The following is a 21,520-nucleotide window of genomic DNA, read 5'->3' as shown; positions in this document are numbered from 1 at the left end:
TTATTGGCCGGCCAACGATTGCTTCATCTTACGACGGACGCTTGCGCAAACCTTCCTGGTGTCGCAAACTTTCCTGTTCTCGCAAATCTTCCTGCTGTCATTGACAGCTGCGGCAGCCGATCGCTTCTATCTGTCGGCCTGCCTCGCGCAGGAAGCCAAGGTCCCGCTCCATGTAGAAGAGCAGGAAAGCAGAATAGAGGACAAAGACGAGGCTAAACACCAGCGTCTTCACGATCAGCGAAAGCGCAAAAACGTTGAGGTGCGGCGAGGCGCGCGCCAAAAAGGCCAGCACAAGGTCGGACAACAGCATGCTGATGATGAGCGGGAAAACCAGGGTCAATGCCATCATCAGAATGCGGTTCAAGAGATCGAGGAAGATGCCGGCTGCATCCTTGCTGAACACCGGCAGAAGCTGGTCGATCGGCCACAGGCCATAGCTGTCGTAGAGGCTGGTCAGGGAAAGTTCGAGGCCGCCGGCGGCCAGGTAGACCGTGACCATGATGACGGCGAGCAAGGTGCCGGTGGCGCTCGTCTCATGGGTCATCATCGGATCGATCAGCGTGCCCATCGTCGAGCCGCGCTGCAGGTCCAGGATATCGCCGGCAGCCTCGGCCGCCCAGAACGGAATGCCCATCGCCAGCCCGAGCGTTACCCCGACGACGACCTCCTTGAGCATGTAGGCGACGATCATCGTCGTCGCGATGTCGGTGTTTGTCAGTCTGTCGACGATCATCGGAAAGACCGGAACCGCCAGCGCCAGGGCAACGCCGTTGCGCAGAAGGCCCGACAGCGGCACGCGCGAAAAGAGCGGCATCAGCAGCATGAACCCGGTCATGCGGGCGAGCGCGAAAGCTCCCGCCAAAAGAAACAACTGTAGCTCCTTGACCGACGCGAAGAAGGGTTCGACCGGCATCCGCGCGCCTCAACGCGTGACGACGGGGAATTCGTCCAGCGCCGTCGAGGCCTGCTCGGCGATCTGCTGGCCAAGCAGCGGGCCGAAGACGATGATGACCAGCAGGATCACGACAAGCTTGATCGTCTGCGGCAGCGACTGGTCCTGAATTTGCGTCAGCGCCTGAGCCAGCCCGACCAGGATGCCGACCGCCAGCGCCGCGACGATCGCCGGACCTGACGCGAACAGCACCGTCAGGAGCGCGCCCTGGACCTTCGCCAGGATGAAGTCATTGCTCATGCAAACCTCCCAGCGGCGTCAGACGTAACTCAGGATCAGGCCGTGCATCAGCCGCGACCAGCCATCTATGGCGACGAAAAGGAACAGCTTTAGCGGCACCGAAATGAGGACCGGCGAGACCATGATCATGCCGAGCGTCATCAGGATGTTGGCAACGACGATGTCGATGATGAGGAACGGAAGATAAAGCAGAAAGCCGATTTCAAACGCCCGCGTAAGCTCGGACGCGACAAAGGCAGGAACGAGTATCGAAAGATCGTCGTCCTTCAGATCTTGTCGTGCCTGTTCCGGCCACAGGCGGTTCGTTCCGTCGAGAAAGAACTGCCGCTCTTCCGGCTGGGTGAACTTGATCAGGTGCTGCTGCAATGGTTCCCTCACCAACTGCGTCGCCCTGGCGAGGTCGTCGGTCGTCTGGAACTGAACCTGCCCTTCCTGAAGCCGTCCCGACATCTCGCTCAGCAACGGCGTCGTGACATAGACCGTGAGCACGAGCGCTATGCCGTAGAGCACCAGATTGGGCGGCATCTGCTGGACGCCGAGCGCGTTGCGGATGAGGAACAGCACGACCGAGATTTTCAGGAATCCGGTCATGGTGACGACTGCCAGCGGCAGCAGACCGACAAAGCCGACGGCAATCAGGATCCCAAGCAGGTTGGGCGAATTATCAAGCATTGTCGAACATGCGGGCGATCCGCACGCCCAGGCTCTCCCCAATCCGGACGATCTCGCCACGGCCGACGCGTTTGCCGTTGGCGATGATGTCGACCGTCTCCTTCGTCACATTGGCGAGCGGAACGATGGCGCCGGGCGCAAGCTGCCTTACCTCGCCGAGAGGCATCGCCGTGCGGCCGAGTTCGAAGGCAAGCGCAACCGGCAGCTCGTCCAGAGTTGCCTCCTCCAATGCCTGATCGGCGCGCGGCGGCGTGTCTTGGTTCATGGTCCACTCCCATTTCGATCCAGCGATTGCAGTCGGCGCGGCAAGCAGTTGCGGCCCGCTGGCAGTCAGCACCGCCGGGGCATAAAGCCGCTCGGCAATGACCAATGCCGCGTCTTCCTCTTCGTCATCGAAGAGCACCACATCACCAGGTTGCAGGCTTTCAAGATCACCGTGACTGATTGTAAGCGCGTTGCGCCAGAGGCAGACCGGCAACGGGAATTCGGCAGGAACCGGAGGTCTTGCTTTGCCGATCGCGTCGAGAAAGCCCCCGGCCCTCTCCGCCAGACCGACGCTGTCGGTGCGCAAGGCGCAACCGATGGTTTCGTCCTTGCCGGTCAGGACGAAAGCCAACGCGGTTTGGTCCAGAACGCTGTCTTCTTGTTCGATCGACGTAATAGCGATCGTCTCGCCCAGCTTGCTCTCGATCCATTCGAGATCCTTTTCGAATTCGGACTCCAGCAGCAGTGCGGCGTGAGCGGGCGCCAGCCGTTTCACGTCGATCAGCTCGTCAGCCTTGGCAAGACCTCGTTCGACAACAGATAACGGCAGGCGCAACTTGCCCGCCATGTCTCCGAGAGTGAACGCAATCGTGCATATTGGCTGGTCCACAGGGTTTGGCGCCGGCCAGACGGCGGCGATCGCCATGGTTTTCCCGGCAATCGTGATCTGCGCGGCAGCACGGCGGCGGTAGAAGGCGTTCAATGCCTCAACCTCCCCAGCCGCAACAGATTCCAATGCCAGCGGCTCGCCAACGCTCGAGCGTGTGCGTCTCGCCGGCTCTGCGCGCGTTTTCTTTTTTGCCGACGCCAAGGCCTGAGGCATCACACTTCCATATTCACGATCACGGATTGGACTATCGTTCTGCGGGCAAGCGCAGTGGACCGCGCTCGTCTTCCTCGGAAAGCTCGGCAAGCGCCAAGCTGCGGCGCGCAGTGCGTTTGGTCAGATGCTGCAACAGCCCGTCCAGCTTCGTCACCGCCTTCATGCTGGCGCGATGATCGTTGCGGGCGGCCGATAACTCGGTTTTGCGTCGTTGCTCGGTGACGCCGGCCATTTTCTCGTTTTCCCGAAGTTTTTCGGTTTGCCTGGCGGCGTTCTCGAACTGTCCCTGAAGCCGGTAAAGGCTGGCGGCCTTCACCGGTTGCCCGACAAGCGAAGCGAATGCTGCATCCTCAGCCTCGGCTGTGTGCTGCAGGTGTTCGCTGACCGCGGCGGCCGCCTCCCGAACCGCCCCGGCGGCCCGCTGCGCAGCGGCGTATCGCCTTATGACCAATTCGTTTGCGCGCTGTTCACCGTGGCGCCTGAGGTCGCGCAATCGTGCGATCGTGTCACGATCTTTCATTGACGATCCCCCGCATGCGTTCGCGTGTCTGCTCGATTGTCTCGTGGGTGGCGGACGGCTGTCGCAGGAAGGCGTTGATGGCGTCGATCTTCGCCACCGCCTCGTCCGCCAGCGCATCGCTGCCCTTTTCGTATTCGCCGACGCGCAGCAGCAATTCGACGTCGGCGTAGCGGGCGAGCAGCTCCCGCAAGCGGCCGGCGTCCGACCGATGCTCGGCCGGCACCACCGTGTCCATGAGGCGACTGCGGCTGCGCAGCACGTCGATGGCCGGGAAATGATTGCGCTGTGCAAGTTCGTTCGACAGAAAGACGTGACCATCGAGAAGCGCCTGGATTTCTTCGGCAACCGGATCCAGCGTGCCATCGCCCTCCAGAAGAACGCTGTAGAGGCTTGTAATCGAGCCGACGCGGCCAGGCCCTGAGCGCTCGAGCAATCGGGGCAGAACTGCAAAAAGCGAAGACGGAAAACCGCGACGCGTCGGCGGCTCGCCTGAAGCGAGGCCAATCTCGCGCTGCGCACGGGCAAACCGCGTGATGTTGTCCATTGCCAGCAGCACATGCTTGCCTTGGTCGCGAAAATATTCGGCAATGCTGGTTGCCACATAAGCGGCCTTGACGCGCTCGATCGCCGGCCGGTCGGACGTCGCGACGACGATGACCGCCCGCGCCAGCCCTTCCGGCCCAAGCTGATGCTCGATGAATTCGCGCACTTCACGTCCGCGTTCGCCGACAAGCGCAACCACGGCAACATCTGCGTCGGTGCCGCTGACGATATCCGAAAGCAGGATCGACTTGCCGACGCCAGGCTCGCCGAAGATGCCGACGCGCTGCCCACGCGCGCAGGTGAGAAGCCCATCGAGGGCGCGGATTCCGAGCTGGATAGGCTCGGAAATCAAACTGCGCTCCAGCGGCGACGGCGGATAGGCGTTGACCGGATAGCTGCCGGTAATGCCATCCGGCGCAAGCGGCTTGCCATCCAATGGCTCGCCGAACGCGCTGATCACCCGACCAAGCAGGCCGGGCCCGACAGGCACCGTCTGGGTCTTTCCGGTCGCAATGACCTCGGTGAGGCTTGAAAGGCCGGTGAGATCGCCAAGCGGCACAAGGATCGCCATCTCGTCCATGAGCCCGACGACTTCCGCCTTGGTCGCCGTGCCGGTCCTGGGATCGACGAGTTCGCAGATCTCGCCGATCCGAACCTCCTCCACCGTCGCGTGAATGACCGTGCCGGTGACCCGCCGTACACGCCCTTTCCTGGGCCGGCTGGCATCTTCACGCAGGCCGGAACGCAGGTTCGGAACGATCGATGCGAGGCGGCTCTCGAGCTTGGTGGCGGGACTTGTCATGCCGCCGCCTCGGCCTTTGATGAAATCGCAGCGGCAATGGCGTCGAGCTGTGCCTCGATGCTGGCGTCGATGACGGCAATGTCGGTCGAGAGGATGCAGGCGCCCGTCGCCAGCGTATCGTCGGCGTCGATCTCGACCGTCATGCCCAGGTCACTCTCGCGCAGGACTGCGTTCAGTTCGTCGCGAACCCTGTTAACGGAAGCAGGATGAAGTCGGACTTTTAGATATTTGGCGCGGCGAATGTCAGTGACTGCCTGCGCGGCCGCCTTGGCGACCAGCATGCTCGCGTCGAATTCTCCCAGCACGCGCCTGACCACATCGAGGGCCAGATTGATGATTTCGGCTTCCAGCCCACCGAGATAGCGATCGACCTTGACCGCGGTCTCGCTGACCAGACGCGCGGCATCCGCGTCGCCTCGCGCCTTGCCATCTTCATAACCCTGCGCATATTCGGCCGCATAGGCTCGCCGCGCGGCGTCACGCAACTGCTGCGCATCACGCCTGGCTTCGTCGAGAAAAGCGTGCCCATCCTGCCAGGCGCATGCCTCGGCAGCGCGCAGGATGCGGGCGACGGGGCGCCTCGGCACGGCAGTGGTCACTTTGTCCGGTTCGACCATATCGCCTAACCCATCGCCCGTCGAACGATCGCCGGACCAGCTTCGGCAAATGGTTCGGCTGTCGGCTGGTCAACAAGCGCATGCGGCATCAGCTTGAGACGGACCCGCATGCTCGTTTCGCCCGGCATCGCCTGACACCAGGCGCCAAGGCAACGCAGGCCGTCGGCATGGACACGACCATAAATGTCTTCCAGGGGCTCCAACGGCTGCATTGGACCGGCCAGATCGCGGTTGGCGACTGCGAAAGCGCAGATTTCCGCGCCGAGCGCTGCCTGCAACGCGGCAGCCTGGCGTCCATCAATGACGGCGGCCAGACTGCCGGCCCAGTAGATCGCGCCGGCGCGAAGCGCAAGTTCCTCCAACTCCTCACCCGACGACAAGGCAATCGCCAGGTCTGTCTCATCGGCTGGTTGGTTGGAGACGGCGCCGCTGAGGCCGTAACGGTCGAGCAGAAGCACTGACAATCGCTGATGCAGGCGCTGCGACCGCAACATACGCTCGCAGGCAGCCTCGCCGATCGTGCCGTCAAAGCATTGCGCCAGCCGGGCCGCATCCGCATAGCCTGCAGGATTGGACATGAATGTCTGCCATTCCGGGCTGGCAGTTTGCTTCGAGCCGGCCTGGATCATGTCTTCTTCACCGGCATTGCCGAAGCGTCGAGCGCATAAACGCCGGGTCGTCGATACCACTGGACGTAAGCCAGGCGGGCAGCCAGCGCCGCTATAGCCGCCGTCATGCCGTAAAACAGCCACATCGCGGCGGCGACGCTGTCGCGATGCAGCCAGAGGCCGAGGAACGTTGTGAAACCTGGCTCGCCGGTTGCGTGCTCGGCAACTGCCGCAGTCACCGGAATGAGCGTGACCGATACGTTGTCATAAGTCAGCCCGGCGATGCCTTTGGCCACCAGCATCTTGACCTGCGGGATCAGCTCATTCATCGGAACGGATGCGCGATGCCGGATGAAAACGGAGGCGGACGATGGCACCAGCCGCTGTCTCAGCGGATCGTTTTCGGGCAGGACGAGATGAACGCGCGCGGAAAGCACGCCGTCGATGTCCGAAATCGTCTGCGACAGTTCCTGGCTCAGGCCATAAATCATCGTCGCACGCTCTTCGACCGGCGAGGATACAAGCCCGTCTCGCTTGAACACGTCGCCGAGCGTCTGGAATTCCTGTTTGGGCAACCCGCTTTCGTCGAGAATAGCCATGGCTTCGGCGAAACGGTCCTTCTGTACGGAAACCGTCATTTTGCCGTCCTTGTCCGCCTCGCGCTGGGCCGGGATGCCGTGACGCATCAGCGTGGCCACGATCTCGTTGGCCTGCCGCTGGTTGAGGTCGGAATACAGCTCGACCGAGCACGCCTGGAGCACAAGCATGCTCACCACGACGAGCGCGACGCGGCACCGAACGCCGCATCGATTCAATAGTGTCGACCGCCGCGGCAAGGTTATCGTGTGCACGAACACTCCGTAGGCTTACTGTTGCTTGATCAGCGTGCTGGTGGACGACGTAACGGCCGTTACGCTGCTCGTGACCACTTCGAGATTGGCGGCTGCCCACATCACCGAAATGGATCGTTCGAGCAATTGCTCGGCATTTTTTGCGGTGGCGTTTTCGTCTTCCTTGCCTGACGGGGTCTTGCCTGACGGGGCGGTCTTGCCAGCGCCATCCTGCATGGTGGCCGTTTCAGCATTTGCCTGGGGGGCATTTACCTGGCCAAGGGCCTTCTGGACCTGCTGCATGGTCCCTTCCAGCGACTGAACCGCAGAACCGAACAATGCAGACGGATCCGTGAGCGCCCCGCCCCCAGCCTTCTCCACCTCGGCCAGATAGTCGAACAGCTTGTGTTCGGCGATCGGCTCGGTCTTTTCCAGTTTGGACGATTGTCCGGCCATCGCCGGATTGGCTCCCGAAGACGCCTGCGCCACCTGCTGGCCTGCCCGCGCGGCGACGTCGCCGCGTTCAGGCATACTGACCTTCGCGGCATCATGTTTTTCCTGATTGGCACCCACCATCCGGTTACCCGGCTGCGCTGTCGTGCCGGCGGTGATCTGCTGCTGCGAAGCCATGCTGGTGGTCAAGTTTGCCAGTGTGGCTTCCAGGGCTCCAATCGGCGCGATTTGCATGAACCTGCCCTCCTGCTTGCCTAGTTCGGTTTGCCGGAGGGAACATTCTGCGCCTCCGCCTGCCTGCCGCGGAAAACGCGGACCGGAACGACTTTGCCAGCCTCCTGCTTCGCGCTCGGCGCCGCAGGAACTCCCAGTGTTTTCCTGACAAGTTCGACATAGGACGGCGGCCCCGATACCGAGACAACATCGTCCTGCCTGGACACCTTGATCGGAAACTTCGGGTCGACGACCCCCAGCCGCGAAAGCCGATCTTCCGCGCCGGCAGCCGTGTTGGCATCAAGCGCGATCATTTCCGTCCGGACCTCGGCTTCGGTCGCGACGTTCATGACGATGCCATCGAAATGCCAGACCAAGCCGTATCGATCGCAGATCTCCTGCAGGAACTCGCGGGCCGTTCCAACCGGCATGCCGGCGCTTAAACGTCCCTTTACGAGTTTGCTGACACGCATCGGCACCCGCATGTTGCGGCCCAGCTCGACCAGCGCATCGGCCACTGACTGATCGACGGTGATGTATTTGTACGGGCCGGCAGGCCAGCGCGGTTCGGCAGCGTTGGCCGGCGACGAGGCAAGGCCGAACGCCAGGATCATCGCTAGGCCGCAGGCGGCGAAAGCAGCCTTGGCTCCCAACCGATCCGCATGGCAGGTGTCGCGTCCCGTCAACATTGGTCCTATCGCAAAGGGACGCACGAGCGATGGCCCGCGTCGCTGGTTGAATGGTTTACCCGCCGATTCACTCTATCGTGCACATTGCTGAATTGGAAGTCCAATTGGAATGCGCACGAGCATTTGGTGCCAAACGTTGCGAACCGCTTGCAAAGCGATATGGTGCGCGCTGGAATCAGGTGATCGCCAGCTGGACGCCTGGATGCAGAAGAGAGATCGGTCTTGGCGGCAATCATGATTCTGCTTGCGAACTTGCCTGTTCCCGTCAAGGTTGCGGGACGCAAAGTCCGAGTCACCCGGCGCCTTAACCAGAGATTGCGTGCATTTCTGATCGCTGTCCTATCGATTGCCGCGATGGCGCCGGCGCAGGCCCAATCGAATGGCGGTTATGACCCACGCAGCTGGACTTACGATCCGGCAAGAAATGTGCTGGTCTCCCCTTCCGCTCCCGACCAGCCTTCCGATGCAGAAACCCGGCGCGAGTGGTCGACAATCCCGAGGGAGATCGTGCATTTCAGCGAGGCTCAACCGAAGGGATCGATCGTTATCGACACCACGCAGCGGCGGCTTTACTACATTTTGGGCAACGGCAGGGCGCTGCGATACGCGGTGGGCGTTGGAAAGGAGGGATTGGAATGGTCCGGCCGCGACACGATTCCGGCCAAGAAGACCTGGCCGGATTGGCGGCCGCCGGCCGAAATGCGATCCAGGGAAGCGTCAAATGGCCGCTTCCTGCCCGTGCATGTCGAGGGAGGACCGAACAATCCACTGGGCGCGCGCGCATTGTATATCGGCAACACGCTTTATCGCGTCCACGGCACCAACCAGCCATGGACCGTCGGGCAGGCCAACTCCTCCGGTTGCATTCGCATGACCAATGACGACGTCATCGATCTTCATGACCGCGTGAAGATCGGCAGCCAGATCATTGTGCGGCATTGATGGCCGTTCCCGAAAGCCGCAAATGAGTGATTCCCAGTCGTGATACCTTTCAACATCAAGCAGCTCGAAACCTTTCTCCTGGTGGCGACCTTCGGAAGCTTTCGCAGGGCGGCGGAACGCCTGAATACCACACAGCCGGCGGTGTCCACCCGAATTGCCGGGCTGGAGGAAGCGCTTGGCGCCAAGCTGTTCGAGCGTCAGAGCAGCACGGTCAGGCTGACCGCCGAGGGACAACGGCTGCTGCCGCCTGCCCAACGGGTCCTGCGCGTCGCCGAGCGGCTGCAACTGATGGCCAGTTCTCTGTCAGAGACTTCAGAGACGACCAGGGTGCTGAGGCTTGGGGTCGCCGAAACGATCGTGCACACCTGGCTGCCGGATTTCCTCACGGCACTGAAGGCAAACTTTCCGCTTGTCGATACCGACATCGTCGTCGATGCGACGACGACCCTTCGCAACGAACTCATGTCACACCGGCTCGATCTTGCGGTGCTGATGGGCCCTGTCCTGGAGTACAGCATCGAGAATATCGAGATGCCGTCCTTCCCGCTTGTCTGGGTCTGCTCGCCGCAATTGGAATTGCCCAACCGGCGCAAGGTGACGCTGAACGACCTGATGCAGTTTCCGATCATCAGCTACGCCCGCACCACGCGACCCTACAGCGAACTCTACCGCAAGCTCACCGGCGAATTCGAAGAGACGCCGCGCATCTTTCCGGCCAATTCGCTGGCCGCTTCCATCACGATGACACTCAACGGGATCGGCATAGCCTCGCTGCCCGAGGGCGTCGTCCAGGACTATCTCGCAAGCGGAAAACTGCGCATCGTCGAATGCGAATGGCACCCGTCAGACCTGCAGTTTACCGCCTCCTACTCTTCCGAACCCTCCAATCCGATTGCGGAGCGGGCGGCAAAGCTGGCCGGCTGCGTCGCGCATGCCTACGCTGCGAGAACCGACAAGCTTAGGCCCGCGGTTTCTCAGCCGACCAAGGTGGCCGGCAGGTAGATGCGGTCGCCCGAGAAGATCACATCCGGGCTCAGTATATGATCCATGTTGAGCACCACCGTCTCGGCCACATCAGCGGAATGGGTCCTGGCGATCAGGCGAATGCTGTCGCCGTTCTTGACCTCGACCCACTGGTAGCCGTCTTGCTCCAGCGTTGGATTGGTGCGGCCCGCAGGATTGCTGCTGCCGTCGGCATGCGCCTCGACATGGTCGCCGGAAACCCAGCCGCTATGCATTTCGCCGTCCGGCCCGAAACCTTCGACCGGTATCCAGGCCTCGCCTGACTGATCGGTCGAAGGCTTCGCGGTCTGCTCGACGAATGTCCCGGGTTGCAGAACCGTCACCACAGTCGACTCCTCGTCAGGCTGGGTCCGCAAGTTCAGGCCGTCATCGGCCAGCACGACAAGTTGTGGGAAATCTTCCGGTGGGATCTGCGGCGCGTCTGGCACATCCGAAGGATCATCGGGTTGCTGGGACGAGGCATCGCCATCCGGTTTTTTCGGATCGGCTGGAGGGGTCGGCTTCGCGGCCTCCCAAGGCTCCGCGAGCAGGGCGTCAAGCGAGAAGAGAAGCATTCCAACGCCGAAGGTGACGCCCAGAGTCCACCGATCCCATGCAGCCCATTTTTTGTCGGACTTTTCCGCCGCTGCGATATCAGCATCGGTTCGCGGCACTGAACGGCTATTGATCCGGTCCGTCCTTCTGGCCGACGCGTAGAATTCCGCGCAGCCGAACGTGAACATGGTGCCGGCGACAGTGGCGATCGGCGCCGGCCAGGACTGCACCGTATAGAAGGCGCAGCCAAGCACATAGCCGGGTCCAGCCAGATATTCGGCCAGGTTTCGGATCACCGGCCTGCCGGTGAACGTCTGCAGCATCGACTTCGTGCCATAGACGATGTTGCCGACCGTGAACGTGCTGTTGACGACAAGATCCTTACCCTGGATCATCCCGGTCGCGGCGCCTGGCGCTGCGGCAATGAATGTGGCTCCGCCGAGCGCGTTGAGGAACCGCCCAAACGGCTTGTGACTTGCGGTTGCGTTGGGGAAGAGCGCCTGCGCACCGAAAACGACGCCTCGCACGCCAAATGCCACCGCTCCGGCGGTGGCGGTCCAGGTTGGCGGCAGCGAGCTCCACAGCATGTAGGACGTGCCCGCCATGGTGCCGAAGGTGTCCAGCGCAGCCTGATATTCATTGGTCCGCGAATAAACCAGCGCGCCTTCCACAAGCGTCCGCTGATCCGGCGTCATCGAGTTTTTGTGGGTCGCCCGAAATATCGTCAGCTGCAGCACCGAGAGCGCATTGGTCTGGTCCACGCTCATCCACTCGAACTGCTCAAGCGTGAACTTGCGGAACTGGCCGGGGCTCATTTCCCCGTACTGTTTTGGTGTCACCGCTTCGATCTGCGGCTGGGTCAGGGCTTCGGTGTGGTGGATCGTGAAGGCACCCCATTGATCGCGGGTCAGCACCGGAATCTGCTTCTCGGTCAGCCACGGCACCTGCTTGGGATCGAGCTTGGCCACGTCCACGGAATCGATCACGGTTTCGGAGATCGCCGGAACCTGGCGCTCTGTGAGGGTCTTCAGCAATCCGGCCTCGCCCAGATCCTTGAATTGCTGTGACGTGAACTTCGCGACCTGGCTGGGCTTGAACCATGGACCCTGACGCGCTTCCAACTTCGACATGTTGACCAGCTCGACCATGTCTCCTTTTATCGCCTGCAACTGTGGTTTCGTCAGGTGAGGCGTCAAACCGGTCTTGCCGAAATCCCGGAACTGCTGGTCCGTCACATTCCGGATGTGGCCCTCGGTCAGCCAAGGAATCTGTTTCCCGTCGAGGCCAGCAATATTGACCTGGCCTATCTTTGCCTTCGGGATACCGCGCAATTGGCTTTTGGTCAGATAGGGCAGCAAGCCGGCCTGATCCATGTCGCGGAACTGCTGTTCCGTCAGCTCGGCCACCTGCTCGCGCTTGAGCCATGGAATCTGGGTCGGCTGGAAATCGCCCATGGCGAGATCTGGCACCTGGTCAAGCGGGGTCGCTCTGACGCCGTTACGGGTGAGCGGTCCATTGTTCGGAGCGGGTTGGCCCTTGTTTGCTGGTGCGGCAGCGCGCGGTTCACCCACGACGTGCGATGCGTTGGATGCAACATCGCCTTCGTGGCCCGGCGCGACATTCGCTGCCTGATATGCCGCGTCCGCGAAATGTCCGTAGTAGTCTGCGTAAGTGCCGCCGTCCGCAATGCTCGGCTCCATACTCCCGTAGAGCGCCGCCATCTCGTGGACAGCCTGGGTGCGGTCGATCTCGCCGGCGGTGAAGCGGTCATAGATATCGGCCTGCGCCTGGTCGGCTCGCAGCGCGAGATTCGGCTTGCCGCCGTTCGCAGCAAGCTCATCGGCTACGATGTATTGAACCAGCGCCGCTTCGCCCTCCGACTTCAAGCGGGCGTCTACGTTTGCGTCCCGATGGGCTTGGCGGTTTGCGAAATCCTGGGGCAGCACGTCCATCGGGGCGTCGGTCACATGCGACAGTTCATGGCTAAGCGCATCGACGAATCCGGCAACGACCGCGTCCTTGCCCGCGGCCGGCGTGCGGAACATATCGGCATCCACGGAAATCACGTCGAGCGCTCGGTCCAACCCTGATCCGGTTGCAGTCAGATCCTGTTGCAAGCTCGGATCGAAAATCCGCAGATCGCGCCGCGCCGGGTTGACGATGCGCACGCCTTTCGCGTGGGCATTCCGCAAGAGTTCCATCATCTCGGGCGACCGGCTGACCTGATCGGCAAGATCGGCTCTCATATCGGTCATCTCGGGCATGCCAAGATCCTGCTGGATCATATCGTCCAGCATGCTCGATGCTTCCTGGCGGTTGGCCGCAATCTCAGCTTGTGTCAGCGGTTTTGCCGTCGACGATCCCCACGACCCTTCAGCCGCCGGGCCCTGTTCCCGTCGCGGCGCCGGACTCCTGGGCACAATCGGGCCGTCGCCCGCCGGGGCCGGTGCGATGTCCGGGGGCGGCGAATTGTGCCGCACATCCTGCTCGAGCAGCCGGTTGAGGTAATGCGCCTGCGTGGGCGTCAGTTCGCTCCGGGCCTGCTGGTCCAGCTGTTGCCGCAACGCTTTCCATGCTGGCCGGCTCATGCCGTCTGGCCGTCCGCCGGCGAGTTGGTCCGGATATGGCGCCGCGCCCAGTTCCGGGAACACATCCAACGCGCGCTGACCAGCGAACTTTAAATCGCCGTGCGGCGATGCCGCAACCTCGGCGAGATAGGCGTCGAGATGCTGCAGAACGTCCGGCGTCAGTCGCCCCCCCGAAGTGTCCAACGCGGAGAAGACCTTTTGCGCGCCTTCGGAGGATCCGGGATGCGCGCGGGCGGTACGGGCATGCGGGACGACATCCTTCCTCACCGAGCCGAGTTCCACCGTCGTTAGCGGCAATGGCCCATAGTTCACGGCGAGACCGGCGCCGTGGTCCGTGCGGTCCAGGCGGTTGAGCGGCCCGGCGCCCGTCTCGCGCGGAACGCCCTCGAAGGCGGGGCTGCCGCGCCAGGGTTCCTTGCCGCCTCCCAAGGGCGCAATGAGGTTGTAGTTGCGGAAGAGCAGACGATCCTCGAAACCAGGCACCTTGCCTTCGGAGCTATAGTGGCTGGCGCCACCTCTCGCCGCCTCCTCCCAGAAAGAGGCTGCTCGTTGGCTGAGCGGGCCAGGCTCCCTCTGGGTATATCCCGGCCGGCCGCCTTCGCCGCCGAGATAGCGCAGCGTGCGATTGACGTAGGTCCCACTCACAGAGAAGCCAGCGATGGATAGTGAAATGCCAGTGGCTTTTTCGCTCTGGAACGTGTTCTTCGACAGCATCGGCGCCGATGCGACCCACTGGGCGGAGGGAGCCGCCGCCTCGTCATAAGCGAAATTCGGCCGGTATCCATTGGCGAAAAGTTTCTGGCCGTTCGCGTCGTTGGGGTGGACCGGGAGCAGGAAACCGGTGCCGTCCGGGCCATTGTTCTTCAGGCTGAGCTCGCCATAGACCTGCCGGCTGGGCAGCGGCACTTTGAGGCCGATGCCGAGTATCGATCCGCCGAGAGTGATCGTGCGGCCGTCGGGGCCGAGGATCCACCCGGCAGCCAGGAGGGCGCCGTTGGTCGCCACGTCATTCAGCACGGGGCCGCCCAGGACATTGGCTTCGTGTTCCTGCAGGAACCAGGAAACAGTGGCGCGGTCGGACCGCCAGACCCCTTGCGCATCGGTGAAGAATGTCGGGGCACGCCACGAACTCGCCTTGTCGGCGTCCAGCAACCGTTCCAGCAGGACGGGCACCTCGCTGTTGATCTCGGTCCCGGCCTTGGGCTTGCTTACGGGCAGCGCGTTCTCCAGTGCGCTCGCGAGCGACTGCACCGCGGGGTCCGCGGATTTCTGCTGGTTGGCGGCGTAGCCGCGCATCTCTCGCCAAAGATATGGCGTCCAGGTGTCGTGGCCGGACAGAACCTTTTTATTGTAGCCGCCCTCCGGCGAAAGGTCGCCGGCGGGTTTGAACGAAGAGCCCGGCTGGAGCTTCGGACCGTAGACCCACGTGCTGCCACTGTCGGCTTGCAGAACCTGCATGAGCGCATCCTGCTGCGCGGCGGTCACCGCCTTGCCGGGCTTGGTGGCGCGCCCCTTGAAAAACGGCGAGGCGGCATTTGCCGCGGCGGCAAGGTTCGGATCGGTGGAGCGTGACGCCGCCTTGAGGTAATCGCCGACGATGCCACGGCCGGCATCGGTCCAGCCGGCTTCTCCCGGCAGCGCCCCGGCGGTAAGGAACTGCTCGCCGCCGGGCAGCCTGGCGTCGGACGACAGGCCGAGTTGGTCGATCACTTCTCCCGGCGACAGATGCGGCAGCTTGCCCTGCGCGCTGAACACCTGGAGGGTCGTCAGGCCGTTCTTCGAAAGCTGGCCGACCGGCTTGGAGCCGGTGAACAGGCTGTTGCGGTCGGCGTTGAGCATTTCGCCAAGCGCATGATGCTGAGCCGGCGTCATCTCCGTGCCGGACTGAGGCAGGCTCCTGCCGCCGAGTTGCACCCTGGTCATGGTCACCGCATCGCGGACGACAGGATCGCTGGAACGTTCGAGGGAATTGAGGTAGTCGCCGACGAGCTCCAGCTGCTCGGGCGTCCATGTCGGCGCGGGCGTCGCCGCATCGTCGGGAAGCGCCGGCAAGGTCGTGGCCAGGGTTTCGCCGAGCGCCGAGCGACGGCTGACTTCCGGATTGTCGGCAGGTTTGAACGTATGGACTTCCCGTGCCGGGGTGTTGACCCTGAGCTGGCCGTTCGGCGTGGTTATCGAACCGCGCTTGGCGCGCTCGACGGTCTTGCCGGAACCCAAATAGCCGGCCTCCGTGGCATGCTCGCCCAATGGGACGATTTCGGGGACGATGTCGCGGGTCATGCTCGCCTGCGGGCCGGCGACGACGACCTTGGCCGGCAGGTATTTGCCGCCGGCCTCGACATAAATGTCCTGTCCGGCGGTGACGCCGTCCTGCGCAACCGGCCGGTGATAGATGCTGTCGACCAGTTCGCCGAGCTTCGGATAGTCATAGCGGGGTTCGGTATTCAGGTAACGCGTGCCGATGCGCCGCAGGCCGGCTTTGACTGCGGCGATCGTCTGGCCGAAGCTGTAGGGGTTTGACGAGCGATTGTTGATGACCGGCGTCCCGTCGGGGCGAACCGGGCTGGGATGACCGGTGTCCGTCACGGCCGGTGGCTCGGTGCGGGAGTTCGGATCGGCTGTCCAGCGGCCATCGGCGCCGAGATAAAGCACCGGCAAGGAAGGGTCGAGCTCGACTGGAGCCGGCACCGGCTCCGGCGCGGCCGTGATCGCCTTGGGTTCGGGTATGGCGACAACCCGCTGCCCTTCCGGCAGGTTGAAATCGACGAGCATCTCGCCGGTATGGCGGTTGCCGACAGTGTAGCGCATCAACGGCCGGGTGCCTTCGGCACCACCTTCCGACGGCTTCGCTCCGGAAGGGCTCGGCGTGCCGGTGAACGTCTTGGTCGCCGGGTCCCAGACGAGCCGCATGCCGGTGTCGGCCGGGCGCGTCGTTGCGTCGCCGCGGGCCGGCGGAACCACAATCGGATCGCCGTCGGCGGGGACATTCTGCTCACGCGCTGCCTGGGCGTCTCGGTTGCCGGGATTCTGGGGATCGCCGCGCTCGCCCGGGGCACTCGGCGCTTCGTCGTGGACGTTGACAACCGTCCCCTCGATAACGGGATGGCTGGGATCGTGGAAGACCAGCTTGTCGGTCGGGCGATGGACGCCGTCGGCGCCTTGCTCATGCACGACCATCGGCCGCGACGATTGTCCGTCGCCTGATGGATCACCCTTGCCGCCCGCAGGTGGCGGCGGGTTCGGCCCGTCGGACTCACCGGCCGGCAGCGCCCGCGGACCGGTTGGCCGGTTAGCTCCGTGCGTGCTGTCAAAACCGTCCCGGGCGCCGAAACCGGCTCCCTGCTGGCCGGATGTTTCGCCGGCCACATCGCCGTCTATGATGATCTCGTTCGGATCCGGCATGACCTGCTCGCCGGTGGGCGTGTAGACACCGTCAGGGCCCATTTCGTAGACGGCCCGCGGTTGCGGCCCCGATTCCGGTCCGCCAGGAAAACTGGCCGACGCATGAGGTCCACCGCGAGTTCCGCCTGCTCCTCCTGGCATGTTGTACAACAGCGAGCGGCCGCCCAGGCCTGTGCCGACAGTGCCGACGCCTATGCCCACGATTGCGTTGGCGAGCTCGAGCACATTCATATCGCCCTCATGCACCAGCGCCGCCAGATCTTGCAGCGATTTGCCGAGCAGCGGAACACCGGTAGCCACGGCGGCGGCATCGAGGTCCCATGCTGCGGCGGGCAGCTTGCTGCCGCTTTGCATGAACGCCGAGACCTCATCGGCATACTTGGCCTTGTCTACCTTCACCTGGAATTTGCCGATGCCCCAGCTGACCTCCTTCATGTGGGTCATCCCGAAGCCGCCCGCGAAAGCCTGGCGCCCGGACAGGCCGGTCTTTGCCAGGCCGTACGTGCGCAGGGCGCCGGCGCCCACGGGCAGGAATGCGGTTACGCCGGTCGCGACATTCCAGGCCGACTGGCTGTCGAAGTCGCCGCCCTGCAGGAGGTGATCACCCTCTTTGATCAGAGCCTTGCCGCCAAGGATTGAACCGGCGCCGACGGCGATGGGAATGGCCCATTGGCCGCCCGGCACGAACGAGACAATGGTTGCGGCGCCCGCCAGAAGGCCCAAGCCTATGTCGCTGGCCTTGTCCCAGAAATCCACTTTGCGTGCGTCGGCCACTTCGAGTTCGTCGAGCGAAAAGCCATCCTTGCCGAGCGACATGTCGCCGCCCTTGGCCATGACCAGGTTGCCTTTGTCGCTGAACAGGCGATTCTCGTGCTGGAATTCGTCGAAGCTGCTGTAGTATTTACCAGCACTGTCGACATAGCCGGCCTCGTTGCCTCCGCTCTTGATCGCGAACAGGGCAGTCGATGATTCCACCCCGCCATCAAGCGAGAAGATCGGCACGATCTTGACCTCGGCGTCGTCGCCGGCGCGGTCGGCGATTTCGTCGACGACCTTCTCGACTCCCTCGCTCGATGGATCGAGGCCAAGGGTCTGCGCAACCGTACCGCTGAGTTCGCCGGGCGCATAGGGCTTGTATTCACCGGTGAGTCCGGATTCATAAAGGTTCTCGAACCGCACCCGATAGCCAGCCATCGCCTGATCCTGGCGTTCTTCAAAATACTGGTTTTTGAGTTTCGCCTCGTGCTCCTCCGAACCATATTCGAGAAGCTTGGGTTGGCTTGCCGAGAAAGCGTACCAGTCGCGCCCCGCCACCATCGCCGGCCGCACGTTTTGTTCCCAGTCCTCCAATCGGTCCTTTTGGGTTTCCGCCTGATCGCGATTGATTTCCGCGGCGGCGACTTCGGGGGACACCCACAGCTTCTGGCCGTCCATCTCGATCTGGATCGACTTGCCGCTTTCGCCGATAGCGCCCGGCCCCTGCGCTTCGTAGTCCGCGGCAACCTCCGGCGCGACCCACATGTCGCGGCCGCCCACCGTGACCTTCACCGCCGTCTCGCCCGGCTTTAGCGTGCCAGCGGGCGCCTCGACGGTCCCCGGCCCGTGGTCGGTGATCGCCTGGTCGCGCGCCGCCGCCGCGTCGACGAGCGCCGTCCTCGCGTCTTTCAGTGCGGCATCAAAATTGTTGACCTGGACGTCGACAATCTTCGACCTGGCCGCGTCCAGCGCCGATTGCGATCCGTTTGCATTGGGTGTGCATACCGGCGCCGACGACGTGTCCGTCGAGGCCAGCATCTCCTGCCACTGCTTGTTGAGCGGATCGTCGCGGAAATCCTGCCTGATGCCGTCGTCGTTGAGGTCGTATGTCAGGGCGGATTTATGGACGTTCGTGTCGTCGCCATTCTCGTCGGTGAACGTGGCGTTCTCATAGACGGTCACGACAAAGAGCTGGCCGTTGTCCTCGACAATGTCCTGCGACAGGATCTTGCCGGTAAACTCGCCACGGCCATTGGTAAAGCCTTTCCAGTCGAAATGGTGCGGGTTTCGTTCCCGCGCCTGCGCAAGCAGTTGCTGCTTGAGAGGCTCCATGGTCACGGCAAGATCCGCCGCCGCTTTCTGCGCAATCCCATACTGCTGATATGCCTCGGCCAAGGTCACCTGATTGGCCGCGCCCCCCTGGAGCGCCTGCAGACCTGCAAGCCGCTCTTCGATGGCCGTGTATTCGGCGGTTCCGGGCTTGGCATCGGTCAGCTTCAGCTCGAGCTCGGTCGAGGCGACCAGCTGGTCGACGGTGGCCTTGTTGCCATTGGCGGTGTGCAGCGCCGAATCGATAAGCAGCTGGGCGACCCCGGCATGCTCGGCCCTGGCGTCCTGGTTTGCTTCCTCCGGGCTGGGACTACCCGGGCTACTGACGGAATCCTGGTTGGGATCGCTGATCGCCGGCAGGTCGACCTGTTCGTCGATGGCGTCGAGAAGGCTCTGCTGACCCGCCGCGTACTCGTCTGTGGCCGTGGCGGCAGCTTCGAGCGCGCTGTTGGCGAGGCTCAGCCGTTCCTGCGCTTCGGCCAGCGTACCCTTGGGTTCGGTCGGCTTCAACTCCAGTCCATAAGGCGCCAATGTGTCGTCGAGCGTCGCTTCGGCGGCTTCCATGGCCTCCTTGTAGGCGGGGTCCAGGGCGTAGACGTCGAGCTGCGCCTGGCTTTGCACGGAATTTGCCTGCGCCTCGCCGTGGCGCGACACAGCGACGTTCTCGGCCGCAATCGCCTTGGCCACCTCCGGATCGAACCACTGCCAGGTGCCGTCCACTATCAGCGGCACCCAATTGCCGCCTGAAGGCGCGGTTGCTGACGGCGGTTCGCCGAACGGGCCGACCGAGATCGGCGTGCCCTCGAGCTGCGGCGTGGCGGGGACCGGCTTGCCATAGGCTTCCATCGCAGCGACCACGGCCTGCTGTTTTTCAAGCGCGTCTGTGGTCAGCTCCGGCGTCGCCCCGCCGAACATGCCATCCAGCGCCGTCTTGACTATCTGGTCTTCCTTGGCCTGCTGCGGGTCACTGCTGTTCGGGTTGATGTCCAGCAGCAGCTCGGCCAGCGCCTGTTGCGCGGTGCCGGCGGCGATATCGGTGACGGCGCCGGTCGCAGCGTTGGTCAGCGTGATCTTGCCGTCCGGCGACGTGGTCATCGTGTAGCCGTTAAACGTCACATTGACGGTGGTCCTTGTGGCGCCGTCGATCACCACCGTCTCGCCTGGACGAATAAGGTCGGGGTCGCGCGGCGTGGTGAACAGTTCCGGATTGCTTTTGGCGAGATCGTCCAGCGTCACGCCGTTGGCCTCGGCGATGTCGCTCAGATTGTCGCCCGGCTTGACGTCGTAGTCGATCGGCTCGGCGTCGTTCAGCGTCTCGACGACGGTCTCGGTGCGTCGGCCATCCTTGTCCACGACGATCGTCGTCTCAGTGTTTTTGCCGGGGTCGACGATGGTGGTGGTCTCCTCGCCGGTTTCGGTGTTGCGCTCGGTCTGGGTAGTCACGCCGTTGCCGTCGACCATGTTGGTCGTCTTGGTGCTTCCCTCGGTGGTCGTCGCCGAGCGCGAACCATGGTGGTAGTCGTTGTTGTAGGTGGCGGTCCTTCCGGTATTCGGATCCGTGACGACGATCTGCAGGGTCTCGCCAGGGTCACCGCCCTGCGTCACCTCGAGGCCGGCGGCGTTCATTTCGGCGATCACCTGCTCCGGCGTGAGATTGCTCGCCTCGGCGATCTCGTCAATGCTTTTGCCGGCGGCAAGCTGTTCCTCGATCGCCGGCACGCCCGAGCCGTCCGCCGTCTGCGATTGCGCCAGGGTGGTCACCTCGCCGTCCGGAGCCGTAACCGTGGTTACCGGCAATGCGGGGCCGCCGGCGGGCGTCACCGTCTGCACGGTCGACCCATTCGGCAGGTTGCTGGTGACGGTGACGGCGCCGTCACCACTGGTTTCGGTGGTTGTGGTTTCACGGGTCTGGGGATTGGTCGTGCGTTCGGTGACCGCGCCGTTGCCGAGATCGTCCACCAGCGTGGTCGTGATCGCGCCGGTCTGCGCGTCGACGCTGGTGGTTTCCTTGCGGCCGAGATCGTCACGAATCGGCGATGACGTCGCCTGCATGTCGGGGCCGGTCTCCTGGGTGTAGTAGCCGCCGTGCTGATAATCCTGGTTTTCGGTGATCGTGCGGTCTCCGGCGGTGATCACCACCGTGCGGGTGTCGCCGTTGGCATGCTCGGTCGCTACCGCTGTCATGCCGCCGGCATTCAGAGCCGCCACCACATCCTCGGGAGCCACGCCCTGCTCGGCGGCGATGTTGTCGATGCTTTTGCCACCATCGATCGCCTTGAGGATGTCGTTTGCCTTGACTTCTGACGCCTTGACGTCCGGCGCGTTGACTTCCAGCGCCTTGACTTCCGGCGGAGCGACGTTGCCGCCGAGATCCTGCACGCTGAAAAGCGCCGGCGCGGCTGTGATGCCGCCATTGCCGGTGACCGCGGCAGGCAGCTCCGGGGGAGTCGGCTGCGGCGCCGGAGCAGCCGGCTGCGCCGTCGTCAGCTCCGCATTGACCTGCGTCAGTCGCTGGCGGGCGCCCGCGGCCGCGTCGACCTCGCCCATCCTGTTGGCGAGCCGGATTTCATTTTGCAATTTCGTGGCTTCCGCCCGCAGCCGCGTAGTCTGCTCGGCCTGGGCCTTTGGATCGACCCTGGGCGGCGGTGGCGGCTTGACGGTGTTAATCGGGCGGATCATCAAACAACCTCCGGAGCCGGTCCAGTCCTGGTTCAGGCAGT

The 21,520-nt window shown here is 63.4% G+C and carries 14 protein-coding genes; 2 read left to right on the top strand and 12 right to left on the bottom strand.

Features of this window, described 5'->3' with window-relative positions:
* Window positions 1-97: 97 nt before the first annotated feature.
* The 11 genes from sctT to BLT09_RS01340 form a co-directional block, all read right to left on the bottom strand.
* Entirely contained in the window at window positions 98-913 is an 816-nt protein-coding gene (gene sctT, locus BLT09_RS01390) for a type III secretion system export apparatus subunit SctT (protein WP_091590165.1), read from the bottom strand.
* Window positions 914-922: 9 nt separating this feature from the next.
* Entirely contained in the window at window positions 923-1,192 is a 270-nt protein-coding gene (locus BLT09_RS01385; RefSeq protein ID WP_023799503.1) for an EscS/YscS/HrcS family type III secretion system export apparatus protein, read from the bottom strand.
* Between the two features lie 18 nt (window positions 1,193-1,210).
* Window positions 1,211-1,864, bottom strand: a complete 654-nt coding sequence (gene sctR, locus BLT09_RS01380) for a type III secretion system export apparatus subunit SctR (RefSeq protein WP_023799504.1) — start codon at window positions 1,862-1,864, stop codon at window positions 1,211-1,213.
* A complete protein-coding gene (gene sctQ / locus BLT09_RS01375; protein WP_167366294.1) occupies window positions 1,857-2,831 on the bottom strand; it encodes a type III secretion system cytoplasmic ring protein SctQ in 975 nt (324 codons plus the stop codon). The genes sctR and sctQ overlap by 8 nt, the downstream gene beginning before the upstream one ends.
* A 151-nt stretch (window positions 2,832-2,982) precedes the next feature.
* Window positions 2,983-3,471 carry a hypothetical protein gene (locus BLT09_RS01370; protein ID WP_091590162.1) on the bottom strand — a complete coding sequence of 163 codons (489 nt, stop codon included), beginning with the start codon at window positions 3,469-3,471 and terminating at the stop codon, window positions 2,983-2,985.
* Entirely contained in the window at window positions 3,458-4,816 is a 1,359-nt protein-coding gene (locus tag BLT09_RS01365) for a FliI/YscN family ATPase (RefSeq protein ID WP_091590161.1), read from the bottom strand. The genes BLT09_RS01370 and BLT09_RS01365 overlap by 14 nt, the downstream gene beginning before the upstream one ends.
* Window positions 4,813-5,433 carry a type III secretion system stator protein SctL gene (sctL, locus tag BLT09_RS01360; protein ID WP_091590159.1) on the bottom strand — a complete coding sequence of 207 codons (621 nt, stop codon included), beginning with the start codon at window positions 5,431-5,433 and terminating at the stop codon, window positions 4,813-4,815. Before sctL ends, BLT09_RS01365 begins: the two co-directional genes overlap by 4 nt.
* Before the next feature lie 5 nt (window positions 5,434-5,438).
* Complete coding sequence (locus BLT09_RS01355; RefSeq protein WP_167366293.1) at window positions 5,439-6,011, bottom strand: SctK family type III secretion system sorting platform protein; 573 nt, start codon at window positions 6,009-6,011, stop codon at window positions 5,439-5,441.
* Between the two features lie 47 nt (window positions 6,012-6,058).
* Window positions 6,059-6,892 carry a type III secretion system inner membrane ring lipoprotein SctJ gene (gene sctJ / locus BLT09_RS01350; RefSeq protein WP_280141121.1) on the bottom strand — a complete coding sequence of 278 codons (834 nt, stop codon included), beginning with the start codon at window positions 6,890-6,892 and terminating at the stop codon, window positions 6,059-6,061.
* 15 nt (window positions 6,893-6,907) lie between these two features.
* Window positions 6,908-7,558: a hypothetical protein gene (locus BLT09_RS01345; RefSeq protein WP_091590155.1), complete on the bottom strand. Its 651-nt coding sequence runs from the start codon at window positions 7,556-7,558 to the stop codon at window positions 6,908-6,910.
* 20 nt (window positions 7,559-7,578) lie between these two features.
* Complete coding sequence (locus BLT09_RS01340) at window positions 7,579-8,226, bottom strand: type III secretion protein (RefSeq protein ID WP_236473117.1); 648 nt, start codon at window positions 8,224-8,226, stop codon at window positions 7,579-7,581.
* Window positions 8,227-8,580: 354 nt separating this feature from the next.
* On the opposite strand from BLT09_RS01340, the gene BLT09_RS01335 reads away from it, so the two are divergent.
* A complete protein-coding gene (locus tag BLT09_RS01335; protein WP_091590153.1) occupies window positions 8,581-9,168 on the top strand; it encodes a L,D-transpeptidase in 588 nt (195 codons plus the stop codon).
* A 39-nt stretch (window positions 9,169-9,207) separates the two neighbouring features.
* Entirely contained in the window at window positions 9,208-10,170 is a 963-nt protein-coding gene (locus BLT09_RS01330) for a LysR family transcriptional regulator (protein ID WP_091590151.1), read from the top strand.
* On the opposite strand, the gene BLT09_RS01325 is transcribed toward BLT09_RS01330, so the two are convergent.
* A complete protein-coding gene (locus BLT09_RS01325; RefSeq protein WP_091590149.1) occupies window positions 10,143-21,479 on the bottom strand; it encodes a LysM peptidoglycan-binding domain-containing protein in 11,337 nt (3,778 codons plus the stop codon). The genes BLT09_RS01330 and BLT09_RS01325 overlap by 28 nt on opposite strands.
* Window positions 21,480-21,520: the final 41 nt, after the last annotated feature.

Source organism: Mesorhizobium muleiense (genome assembly GCF_900099905.1).
Lineage (GTDB): Bacteria > Pseudomonadota > Alphaproteobacteria > Rhizobiales > Rhizobiaceae > Mesorhizobium > Mesorhizobium muleiense.
This window is presented reverse-complemented; position numbering and strand designations above follow the sequence as displayed.